Origin of the sequence: Streptomyces sp. CB02261 (genome assembly GCF_001905665.1) — a bacterium.
Classification (GTDB): domain Bacteria; phylum Actinomycetota; class Actinomycetes; order Streptomycetales; family Streptomycetaceae; genus Streptomyces.
In genome coordinates this window covers 1142501-1153985 of sequence record NZ_LIVX01000001.1, presented here as the reverse complement: position 1 = coordinate 1153985, position 11485 = coordinate 1142501, and the positions used below count along the sequence as shown (strand labels likewise).

Sequence of the window (11485 nt, the reverse complement as noted above, 5' to 3'; positions counted from 1 at the left end):
ACCGCAACTGTCTCAGACCCGTGCAACCGCTCCCGCGCGGTCGGAGCTGGCTAGCGTACGGGGGTGACCGTCGACGCCCTCCGCATCCGACCCGCCGTCCCCGGCGACGCCGCCGCGCTCGCCCGTGCCCTGCTGCGCAACCGGGACCACATGAAGCCCTGGGAGCCCCGCCGTCCCGAGCGGTACTACACCACCGAGGGCCAGGCCGAGCGGCTCCGGGACGGTGGGGTGCGGTGGCTCGGCGTCGACGGGGAGCTGATCGTCGGGGCCGTCACCCTCTCCGGGATCGTCCTGGGGCCCTTCCGCAGCGCCTCCATGGGCTACTGGGTCGACCGGGACCGCACCGGTCGCGGTCTCGCCACCGCGCTCGTCGAGGAGGCCTGCAGGGGCGCCCGGGAGGAACTGGGGCTGCACCGGATCCAGGCCGGGACCGTCCTGCGCAACCACGCCTCCCAGCGGGTCCTGGCCAAGAGCGGGTTCGAGCGGATCGGTACCGCCCCCCGCTACCTCCACATCGACGGCGCGTGGCGCGACCATCACCTCTTCCAGCGGATCCTGCACGACGATCCGCCGCCCAGGAGTTGATCGCGCCTGACACGGCGCCTTCGAGTGGCGTACGCTCGACGGCTGCCCAGTGCACGTCAGAAGGGGGCCTTAGGTGGCCGCGCAGGAAGCCGTGGACACGGTCAGAGACCGTGAGATCGGTGTCGAGCAGGAACATCTGGATCACGTCTACCGCCGGCTGGAGGAGAAGATCCACGAGGCGGAGTTCCTGATGAACGACGCCGCCCAGCGGGGCCAGGTCGGCACGCCCGGCGCCCTCGCCGAGCGCGACGCCCAGGTCTTCCGTGCCGGCATCCACCTCAACCGGCTCAACAACGAGTTCGAGGACTTCCTCTTCGGGCGGATCGACCTCCTCCACGGGAAGGACGGCAAGAAGGGGCCCGACGGCGCCTTCACCTCCGTCGAGCCCGCCGAGGACGCCGTCCGCCCCGACCGGACGGCCGAGATCGGCGAGACCCTCCACATCGGCCGGATCGGCGTCCTGGACTCCGACTACGCGCCGCTGGTCATCGACTGGCGGGCGCCCGCCGCCGCGCCCTTCTACCGGTCCACCCCGGTCGACCCCGGCCGGGTCGTGCGCCGCCGCGTCATCCGCTCCAAGGGCCGCCAGGTCCTCGGCGTGGAGGACGACCTGATGCGCCCCGAGCTCCGGGCCACCCTCGGCGGGCGCGAGCTGCCCGTGATCGGCGACGGCGCTCTCATGGCCGCCCTCGGCCAGGCCCGCAGCCACACCATGCGGGACATCGTCTCCTCCATCCAGGCGGAGCAGGACCTCGTCATCCGAGCGCCCGCCGCCTCCGTGACGTACGTGGAGGGCGGCCCCGGCACCGGCAAGACCGCCGTCGCCCTGCACCGGGCCGCGTACCTCCTCTACCAGGACCGGAGGCGGTACGCGGGAGGCATCCTGATCGTCTCCCCGACCCCGCTCCTCGTCTCGTACACCGAGGGCGTCCTGCCCTCCCTCGGCGAGGAGGGCCAGGTCGCGATCCGGGCCGTGGGCTCGCTGGTAGACGGCGCCGAGGCCACCGCGTACGACGAGCCGGCCGTCGCCCGGATCAAGGGCTCCTCCCGGATGCTCCACGTGCTGCGCAAGGCGGCCCGCGGCGCACTGGAGACCCCGGCCCCCGGGGGCCGGCGCGGGCAGCTCGCCCTGGGCGAGGAGGAGCGGGCCGGGACGCCCGACCGGCTCCGTGTCGTCGCCTTCGGCCGCCGTCTGGAGCTGGAGGCCGACGAGCTGCGGCGCATCCGCCACAACGTCCTCGGCGGCACCGCCCCGGTCAACCTGCTCCGTCCCCGCGCCCGCCGGCTGCTCCTCGACGCGCTGTACGCCAAGTCCGGCGCCGTCGGCCGGCACAGCGACCCCGAGCTCGCCGCCGAGCTGCGCTCCTCCTTCGACGAGGACGTCTCCACGGAGGACTCCTTCCTCTCCTTCCTCGACGCCTGGTGGCCCGAACTGACCCCGCGCGGGGTCCTCGACGCGATGGCGGACGAGCGGCGGCTCGGCCGCTGGGCCCGCCGCATCCTCAACCAGGGCGAGGTGCGGCGGCTCGCCCGCTCCCTGCGCCGCAAGGAGCTGTCCGTCCACGACGTGGCCCTCCTCGACGAGCTGGGCACCCTCCTCGGCGCCCCGGCGCGCCCGAAGAAGCGCCGGGAGTACGACCCGCTGGACCAGCTCACGGGCCTGGAGGAGCTGATGCCCGTACGGGAGGAGACGCAGCGCGAGCGGGCCGAGCGGCTCGCGGCGGAGCGCACCGAGTACGCGCACGTGATCGTCGACGAGGCGCAGGACCTCACGCCCATGCAGTGGCGGATGGTGGGGCGGCGCGGCCGGCACGCCACCTGGACGGTCGTCGGCGACCCGGCGCAGTCCTCCTGGTCGGACCCGGACGAGGCCGCGGAGGCCCGTGACGAGGCCCTCGGCTCCCGGCCGCGGCGCCGCTTCGAGCTGACCGTGAACTACCGGAACCCGGCCGAGATCGCCGAGCTGGCCGCCAAGGTGCTGGCCCTCGCCATGCCCGGCAAGGAGTCGCCGCGAGCGGTCCGCTCGACGGGTGTCGAGCCGCGGTTCGTGGCCGTGCCGGAGCAGGCGGCCGACACCGGTCTGGCCGAAACCGTACGGTCCGAGGCGCGGCTGCTCCTGGACCGGGTGGAGGGCACCGTCGGTGTCGTCGTCGCCATGAACCGGCGCGCGGAGGCGGCGCGCTGGCTCGCCGACCTGGGCGACCGGGTGGTGGCCCTCGGCTCCCTGGAGGCGAAGGGCTTGGAGTACGACGCCACGGTGGTCGTCTCTCCGGCGGAGATCGCGGACGAGTCACCGGCCGGCCTGCGCGTGCTGTACGTGGCCCTCACCCGGGCGACGCAGCAGCTCACGGTCGTCGCGGGGGCGGGCGACATGCCCGACGGGGCGGGGGTGCCGGACCTGCTCCGGGACTGAGCCGCCGCCAGGAACCGGAGGCCGATTTCCGGTCAACCTGTGGCGCTGGAATCACCAAGCAGGGTGGTTTGTTAGCCTTGTCGTGGCACCGGCTCGATCCAAGCCCCCGGGCCCAACCTTCGTCCCTCAGAGGGACCACTTGCCGCGAGGCGAGCATGGCGGGTCGGTGCCACCTAGTGCATTGCTACGAAGTCGAGGTCCCCGTCACCCCTGGTGACGGGGACCTCTTCTGTTTCCCCACGGGTTCTCGTATGGTGGAAACTACTTTCCGAAAACAATATGACCGCATTACCTGCTACCGGCTGGTAGGTGCGACCATCGGAGGGCGCCGCCGGGCAACCAGCCGGGGCGGCGTAGCAACGAAGCTCAGGGAAAGCAGAGGAACTCGGCCATGGCAACGGCGCCCAGCGTCTCGTACTCGATGACGGTCCGGCTGGAGGTTCCCGCGAGCGGAACCGCGGTCTCGCAGCTGACCACGGCGGTGGAGTCCCACGGCGGGTCCGTCACCGGCCTCGACGTGACCGCCTCCGGCCACGAGAAGCTCCGCATCGACGTCACCATCGCCGCGACGTCCACCGCGCACGCCGACGAGATCGTCGAGCAGCTGCGCACCATCGAGGGCGTGACGCTCGGCAAGGTCTCCGACCGTACGTTCCTGATGCACCTCGGCGGCAAGATCGAGATGGCGTCCAAGCACCCCATCCGCAACCGTGACGACCTCTCCATGATCTACACCCCGGGCGTGGCCCGGGTGTGCATGGCGATCGCCGAGAACCCCGAGGACGCCCGTCGCCTCACCATCAAGCGGAACTCGGTCGCGGTCGTCACCGACGGCTCCGCCGTCCTCGGCCTCGGCAACATCGGCCCGATGGCCTCCCTGCCCGTCATGGAGGGCAAGGCGGCCCTCTTCAAGCGCTTCGCGGGCATCGACGCCTGGCCGATCTGCCTCGACACGCAGGACACCGACGAGATCGTCGCGATCGTCAAGGCCATCGCCCCCGGCTTCGCGGGCATCAACCTGGAGGACATCTCGGCGCCCCGCTGCTTCGAGATCGAGGCCCGGCTGCGCGAGGCCCTCGACATCCCCGTCTTCCACGACGACCAGCACGGCACCGCCATCGTCGTCCTCGCCGCCCTCACCAACGCGCTGCGCGTGGTGAACAAGAGCGTCGGTGACGTACGGGTCGTCATGTCCGGGGCCGGCGCGGCCGGTACGGCCATCCTGAAGCTGCTGATCGCGGCGGGTGTCAAGCACGCCGTCGTCGCCGACATCCAGGGCGTCGTGCACGCGGGCCGCGAGGACCTCGTGGAGGCCCCGGCGGACTCGCCGCTGCGCTGGATCGCCGACAACACCAACCCCGAGGGTGTCACCGGCACCCTCAAGCAGGCCGTCGTCGGCGCGGACGTCTTCATCGGCGTGTCGGCCCCGAACCTGCTGGGCGCCGAGGACGTCGCCGCCATGGCGGAGGGCGCGATCGTGTTCGCGCTCGCGAACCCGGACCCGGAGGTCGACCCGGCCGCCGCCCGGCAGACGGCCGCCGTCGTCGCCACCGGCCGCTCGGACTTCCCGAACCAGATCAACAACGTGCTGGTCTTCCCGGGTGTCTTCCGCGGCCTGCTGGACGCCCAGTCCCGTACGGTCAACACGGAGATGATGCTCGCTGCCGCCACGGCCCTCGCGGACGTCGTCACCGAGGACGAGCTGAACCCGAACTACATCATCCCGTCGGTCTTCAACGACAAGGTCGCCGGCGCGGTCGCCGGAGCGGTCCGCAACGCGGCGAAGGCCGCGGGCGGCGGCTCGGCGGCGACCGGCCGCTGACGGCGCGTCGCGATTCGCGGAGCCGTAAACCCGCCTTTAGGGTGGCTTTTCGGCTCCGCTTCGTTTTCGCGGAGTCGACAGAACGTCACCACCAGGGGGCTCTGGCGCTTTTCGTGTGACCCCAGGGGGTGCCGGATTGGCGTTCCCGCCGCTGGTGGGGGCAGGATGCGTGTTTGGGCGCGAGGGTCTGTCATTAGACCCGGGTCCGGGGACTGTCCGAAGGCCCTGGCAGCATCGGCTTCGCTGTACCCAATCACGCGGCTTCCGCCGCGTGGCACGCCTCACAGGCAAGAAGAACACGGGAGTAACAACATGAACCGCAGTGAGCTGGTGGCCGCCCTGGCCGACCGCGCCGAGGTGACCCGCAAGGACGCCGACGCCGTGCTGGCCGCTCTCGCCGAGACCGTCGGTGAGGTCGTCGCCAAGGGCGACGAGAAGGTCACCATCCCCGGCTTCCTGACCTTCGAGCGCACCCACCGTGCCGCTCGCACCGCTCGTAACCCGCAGACCGGCGACCCGATCGACATCCCGGCCGGCTACAGCGTCAAGGTCTCCGCGGGCTCGAAGCTCAAGGAAGCCGCCAAGGGCAAGTAAGGCAGTCTGTAGGCGCAGAAAGGGCGGCCACCCTGTCAGGGGGTGGCCGCCCTTTCGTATGGCCCGTACGAGCCCCTACGAGGCCGTGAGGGGCCTGGACCAGCCCGTGCGGGGCCTGTCCGAGGCCGCAAAGGGGCCTGTACGGGCCTCCCGGCCGCGTACAGGCCCCTTCTGGCCTTGCAGCCCTACACCAGCGCGCTGCCCGGCAGCTCGACCTTGGCGCCCAGCTCGACGAGCTTCTCCATGAAGTTCTCGTAGCCGCGGTTGATCAGCTCGATGCCGTGCACGCGGGAGGTGCCCTGGGCCGCCAGCGCCGCGATCAGGTACGAGAAGCCGCCGCGCAGGTCGGGGATGACCAGGTCGGCGCCCTGGAGCCGGGTCGGGCCCGACACGACCGCGGAGTGCAGGAAGTTCCGCTGGCCGAAGCGGCAGTCGGAACCGCCGAGGCACTCGCGGTACAGCTGGATGTGCGCACCCATCTGGTTCAGCGCGGAGGTGAAGCCGAGCCGCGACTCGTACACCGTCTCGTGGACGATGGACAGGCCGGAGGCCTGCGTCAGGGCCACGACCAGCGGCTGCTGCCAGTCGGTCTGGAAGCCGGGGTGGACGTCCGTCTCCAGGTGGATCGCGTTGAGCGAGCCGCCCGGGTGCCAGAAGCGGATGCCCTCGTCGTCGATCTCGAAGGCGCCGCCGACCTTCCGGTACGTGTTCAGGAAGGTCATCATCGAGCGCTGCTGGGCGCCGCGCACGTAGATGTTGCCCTCGGTCGCCAGCGCCGCCGACGCCCAGGAGGCCGCCTCCAGGCGGTCCGGGAGCGCCCGGTGGGTGTAGCCGTCGAGGCGGTCGACACCGGTGATCCGGATGGTCCGGTCGGTGTCCATGGAGATGATCGCGCCCATCTTCTGCAGGACGCAGATCAGGTCCTCGATCTCGGGCTCCACGGCGGCGTTCGACAGCTCGGTGACGCCCTCGGCGAGCACGGCCGTGAGCAGCACCTGCTCGGTCGAGCCGACCGAGGGGTACGGCAGCCGGATCTTGCAGCCGCGAAGGCGCTGGGGCGCCTCCAGGTACTGCCCGTCCGCCCGCTTCTCGATGGTCGCGCCGAACTGGCGGAGCACGTCGAAGTGGAAGTCGATCGGCCGGCCGCCGATGTCGCAGCCGCCGAGGCCCGGGATGAAGGCGTGGCCGAGGCGGTGCAGCAGCGGGCCGCAGAAGAGGATCGGGATGCGCGACGAGCCGGCGTGGGCATCGATGTCGGCGACGTTCGCGGATTCGACGTGCGTCGGGTCGAGGACGAGCTCGCCGGGCTCCTCACCCGGACGGACCGTCACACCGTGGAGCTGGAGCAGTCCGCGCACGACGCGGACGTCACGGATGTCGGGAACGTTGCGCAGGCGGCTCGGCCCGCTGCCGAGCAGGGCGGCGACCATCGCCTTGGGCACGAGGTTCTTCGCGCCGCGGACGCGGATCTCGCCCTCCAGCGGGGTTCCGCCATGGACGAGCAGTACATCATGGCTGTCTGTGCCGGTCATGAATCTCGCGTTCCGGAGTGGGGTCGGTCGGGTGGCCAGTGAAAAGGGTAAGGGGCTATGAGACCTCTCTTGTGTGCTCCGGGGGGCCTGTCAGATGTAATGAATTCGGCACAACACCCTCTGTTCCCGTGATCTTGCGGAGCGTCACCGTCCGCTTCCTCGGGCGAGCCGCCCCGGGGTCGCCTCCGGGCCGTGGCGGTCACCGAGCTGATCTGCGGCGCTCGTCGACTTCCCGCCATCCCGTCCCTCCGTACCCCGACAACGCCCACGAACGCCGAAGATGCGGGATCATGTGTCGCATGACCGAGGTGTCCTCGCTCACAGGACGGCTGCTCGTCGCCACCCCCGCGCTGGCGGACCCCAATTTCGACCGCGCGGTGGTCCTGCTGCTCGACCACGACGACGAGGGCTCCCTCGGCGTGGTCCTCAACCGTCCGACGCCGGTGACCGTCGGCGACATCCTCGCCCCCTGGGCCGGGCTCGCCGGTGAGCCGGACGTCGTCTTCCAGGGCGGCCCCGTCTCGCTCGACGCGGCCCTCGGGCTCGCCGTGATCCCCGGCGACGAGGGGCCCCTCGGCTGGCGGCGGGTGCACGGGGCGATCGGTCTCGTCGACCTGGAGACCCCGCCCGAGCTGCTCGGACCGGCCCTCGGCTCGCTGCGGATCTTCGCGGGGTACGCGGGCTGGGGCCCCGGCCAGCTGGAGACCGAGCTCGGCGACGGCGCCTGGTACGTGGTCGAGTCCGAGCCCGGTGACGTCTCCTCGCCGCAGCCCGAGACGCTCTGGCGGCAGGTGCTCCGGAGGCAGCGCGGGGACCTCGCGATGATCGCCACCTACCCCGACGACCCGTCCCTCAACTGAGGGCCCCGGCTTTCAGTACCCTTGGCGGTTATGAGCACTCTCGAGCCCGAGCGCGGGGCAGGTACGGGGACCCTCGTCGAGCCGACGCCGCAGGTGTCCCACGGTGACGGCGACCACGAGCGCTACGCCCATTACGTCCAGAAGGACAAGATCATGGCGAGCGCCCTCGACGGCACGCCCGTCGTCGCGCTGTGCGGAAAGGTCTGGGTGCCGGGGCGTGACCCCAAGAAGTACCCGGTCTGTCCGATGTGCAAGGAGATCTACGAATCCATGGGCGCCGGCGGCGGCGACAAGGACAAGGGCGGCAAGGACAAGTAGCGGCCACTTCCTGACGTCGGGGACGGCCCCCGTCGTACGTACCTCGGTACGTACGACGGGGGCCGTTCCGCGTTTCCGGGGCGAGGAGCGCCGTTGCGCGGAGTGCTTCCGCCGGTCACGGGACGGTCGAAGTGGTCGAGACCTCTTGTCGGCTCACCGGAAGCGCGCCTAACCTCACGCGTGTTGTGCAGAACGAAACACCCATTGCACATGATGCAACGCACGCATTCGGAGGGGATCCGTCATGAAGCTTCCTGCCCGCGTCACCACCGCGGCCGCCGCACTCCTGCTCGCAGGTCTCACCGCCACCGCCTGCGCTCCCCAGACGTCCGACGGCAAGGCCACGACGGACGAGAAGACCGGCACCCTGCGCGTCTGGCTCTTCCAGGAGGTCAGCAACACGCCCAAGGAGCAGGTCGTCGAGAAGGCCGTCGCCGCCTTCGAGAAGAGCCACCGGGGCACGCGCGTCGACGTCGAGTACATCCCCGTCGAGACCCGCGCCCAACGCGTCAAGGCCGCCTTCAACGACCCCGCGTCCGCCCCCGACCTCATCGAGTACGGCAACACCGACACCGCCGGATACGTCAAGGACGGCGGACTCGCCGACATCAGCGCCGAGTTCGCCGCCTGGGACGAGGCCGAGGACACCGACCCCACCGCGAAACAGTCCGTCACCGTCGACGGGAAGGTCTACGGCGCCCCGCTCTTCGTCGGCGTCCGCGCCCTCTACTACCGCACCGACGTCTTCCGGGAACTCGGCCTCACCGCCCCCAAGAGCCAGGCCGAACTCGTCTCCACCGCCAGGAAGATACGCAAGGCGAAGCCCGAGCTGTACGGCATCGCCGTCGGCGGCGCCTACACCTACGGCGCCATGCCCTTCGTCTGGGCGGCGGGCGGCGAACTCGCCACCGCGAACGGCGACTCGTACAAGGCCGCCGTCAACAGCGAGGCCGCCCGCAAGGGCATCGCCACGTACACCTCGCTCTTCGGCGACGACAACTGCCCGGCCGCCAAGTGCGCCCAGATGGGCGGCAACGCCACCGTCACCGCCTTCGCCTCCGGCAAGGCCGCCATGGCCATCGGCGGCGACTTCAGCCACGCCGCCGTCGAGGCCGGCACCGTCAAGGGCAGGTACGCCGTCGTCCCGCTGCCCGGCACCACCCCCGGCTCCATCGCCCCCGCCTTCGCCGGCGGCAACAACATCGGCGTCCTCAGGAGCACCTCGCACCGCACCCTCGCCGTCGACCTCCTCAAGTCCCTGACCGGCAAGGAGACCCAGGGCCGGCTCTTCGACGCGATGGGCTTCCTCCCCACCTACACCGACGTCCGGGCCGACGCCGCACGGCGCCAGCCCTTCGTGAAGCCCTTCATCGACACCCTCGACGCCGGCACCAGGTTCGTCCCCGCGTCCCCCGGCTGGGGCCGGATCGACGCCTCCCTCGTCCTGCCCACGATGTTCCAGGAGATCGTCAGCGGCCGTAAGGACGTCAAGGCGGCCGCCGACGACGCCGCCGAGAAGATGGACGCGGCCTTCGCGCCGGCGGGCTGACACGCATGACGACCCAGCTCACCGAGAAGCACACCGGGACCGGCCCGGCCGCGAAGCCCACCCCCGCCGCCCCGGCCGCACGGCGCGCCGGCGTCCGGGGGCACCGCCCCTGGACCCCCTGGCTCTACCTCCTGCCCGCCCTCGCCGTCATCGGCGGACTCCTCGTCTACCCCGTCTACCAGCTCGGCCTGATCTCCTTCCTGGAGTACACCCAGGCCCAGGTCAGCGGCGGCGAACCCACCTCCTTCAAGGGCTTCGGCAACTACACAACCCTCTTCGCCGACCCCCAGTTCCGGCACGTCCTCCTCGCCACCGTCGTCTTCGCCGCCGCCTGCGTGGTCACCACGCTCGCCGTCGGCTGCGCCCTCGCCGTCCTCCTCACGCGCGTGCGTGCCCTGCCCCGGCTCGTCCTGATGCTGGCCGCGCTCGGCGCCTGGGCCACCCCCGCCGTGACCGGCTCCACCGTGTGGGTCTTCCTCTTCGACCCCGACTTCGGCCCCGTCAACAGGCTGCTCGGGCTCGGCGACTTCTCCTGGACGTACGGGCGGTACAGCGCCTTCGCCCTCGTCCTCCTCGAAGTCGTCTGGTGTTCCTTCCCGTTCGTGATGGTCACCGTCTACGCGGGCATCAAGGCCGTCCCGTCCGAGGTCCTGGAGGCCGCCGCCCTCGACGGCGCCTCGCAGTGGCGGATCTGGCGCTCCGTCACGGCCCCGATGCTCCGGCCGATCCTGGTCGTCGTCACGATCCAGTCGATCATCTGGGACTTCAAGGTCTTCACCCAGATCTACGTGATGACGAACGGCGGCGGCATCGCCGGCCAGAACCTCGTCCTCAACGTGTACGCCTACCAGAAGGCCTTCGCCTCGTCCGAGTACAGCCTCGGCTCGGCGATCGGCGTCGTCATGCTGCTGATCCTGCTGGCCGTGACGCTGGTCTACCTGCGCCTGCTGCGACGCCAGGGAGAAGAACTGTGACCACCTTCCGCATCAGGCGGCCCGGACGCCTCGCCGCCGAGGCCGTCACCCTGCTCGTCGCCGCCGCCGTCGCCTTCCCGCTGTACTGGATGGTCCTCTCGGCCTTCAAACCGGCCGGCGAGATCCAGTCCACGAACCCGCGGCCGTGGACCCTGTCCCCGTCCCTCGACTCCTTCCGGCGCGTCTTCGAACAGCAGGAGTTCGGCCGCTACTTCCTCAACTCGCTGATCGTCGCCGGCACGGTCGTCCTCGCCTCCGCCCTCATCGCCTTCCTCGCGGCGACGGCGGTCACCCGCTTCCGCTTCCGGTTCCGCACCACGCTGCTCATCATGTTCCTGGTGGCCCAGATGGTGCCGGTCGAGGCCCTCACCATCCCGCTCTTCTTCCTCATGCGGGACTTCGGCCAGCTCAACACCCTCGGCTCGCTGATCCTGCCGCACATCGCCTTCTCGCTGCCGTTCGCCATCTGGATGCTGCGCGGCTTCGTCAAGGCGGTCCCGGAGGCGCTGGAGGAGCAGGCCCAGATCGACGGCGCGAGCCGCACCCGGTTCCTGTGGCAGATCCTCTTCCCGCTGGTCTTCCCCGGCCTGGTCGCGACGAGCGTCTTCTCGTTCATCTCCACCTGGAACGACTTCCTCTTCGCGAAGTCGTTCCTCATCAGCGACACCTCGCAGTCGACCCTCCCCATGGCCCTGCTCGTCTTCTTCAAGCCCGACGAGAACGACTGGGGAGGAATCATGGCCGGTTCGACCGTGATGACGGTCCCGGTGCTCGTCTTCTTCGTACTCGTACAGCGCCGCCTCGTCTCCGGACTGGGCGGGGCGGTGAAGGACTGACG

General features: G+C 70.7%; 10 protein-coding genes. 9 read left to right on the top strand and 1 reads right to left on the bottom strand.

Annotated features, from left to right (window positions below; translation table 11 throughout):
- Positions 1-63: 63 nt before the first annotated feature.
- From AMK29_RS05225 to AMK29_RS05210, 4 genes are all read left to right on the top strand, one after another.
- Complete coding sequence (locus AMK29_RS05225) at positions 64-585, top strand: GNAT family N-acetyltransferase (RefSeq protein WP_073808003.1); 522 nt, start codon at positions 64-66, stop codon at positions 583-585.
- A 73-nt stretch (positions 586-658) separates the two neighbouring features.
- On the top strand, positions 659-2998 hold the full coding sequence (locus AMK29_RS05220) for a HelD family protein (RefSeq protein WP_073808002.1): 2340 nt from the start codon (positions 659-661) through the stop codon (positions 2996-2998).
- Positions 2999-3389: 391 nt separating this feature from the next.
- The gene (locus AMK29_RS05215) at positions 3390-4820 is read left to right on the top strand and encodes an NAD-dependent malic enzyme (protein ID WP_073808001.1); all 1431 of its coding nucleotides are present in this window, start codon (positions 3390-3392) and stop codon (positions 4818-4820) included.
- 312 nt (positions 4821-5132) lie between these two features.
- A complete protein-coding gene (locus tag AMK29_RS05210) occupies positions 5133-5414 on the top strand; it encodes an HU family DNA-binding protein (RefSeq protein WP_015033921.1) in 282 nt (93 codons plus the stop codon).
- A gap of 185 nt (positions 5415-5599) precedes the next feature.
- On the opposite strand, the gene murA is transcribed toward AMK29_RS05210, so the two are convergent.
- Complete coding sequence (gene murA / locus AMK29_RS05205; RefSeq protein WP_030324469.1) at positions 5600-6946, bottom strand: UDP-N-acetylglucosamine 1-carboxyvinyltransferase; 1347 nt, start codon at positions 6944-6946, stop codon at positions 5600-5602.
- 299 nt (positions 6947-7245) lie between these two features.
- Between murA and AMK29_RS05200 the strand changes: the two genes are divergently transcribed.
- The 5 genes from AMK29_RS05200 to AMK29_RS05180 all read left to right on the top strand — a co-directional run bounded on the left by AMK29_RS05200 (position 7246) and on the right by AMK29_RS05180 (position 11483).
- A complete protein-coding gene (locus tag AMK29_RS05200) occupies positions 7246-7806 on the top strand; it encodes a YqgE/AlgH family protein (protein WP_073808000.1) in 561 nt (186 codons plus the stop codon).
- A 30-nt stretch (positions 7807-7836) separates the two neighbouring features.
- Positions 7837-8124, top strand: a complete 288-nt coding sequence (locus AMK29_RS05195) for a DUF3039 domain-containing protein (RefSeq protein ID WP_024761666.1) — start codon at positions 7837-7839, stop codon at positions 8122-8124.
- Between the two features lie 244 nt (positions 8125-8368).
- Entirely contained in the window at positions 8369-9673 is a 1305-nt protein-coding gene (locus AMK29_RS05190) for an extracellular solute-binding protein (RefSeq protein ID WP_073807998.1), read from the top strand.
- Positions 9674-9678: 5 nt separating this feature from the next.
- Positions 9679-10647: a carbohydrate ABC transporter permease gene (locus AMK29_RS05185; protein ID WP_073807996.1), complete on the top strand. Its 969-nt coding sequence runs from the start codon at positions 9679-9681 to the stop codon at positions 10645-10647.
- Entirely contained in the window at positions 10644-11483 is an 840-nt protein-coding gene (locus AMK29_RS05180; RefSeq protein WP_073807993.1) for a carbohydrate ABC transporter permease, read from the top strand. The genes AMK29_RS05185 and AMK29_RS05180 overlap by 4 nt, the downstream gene beginning before the upstream one ends.
- Positions 11484-11485 lie beyond the last annotated feature (2 nt).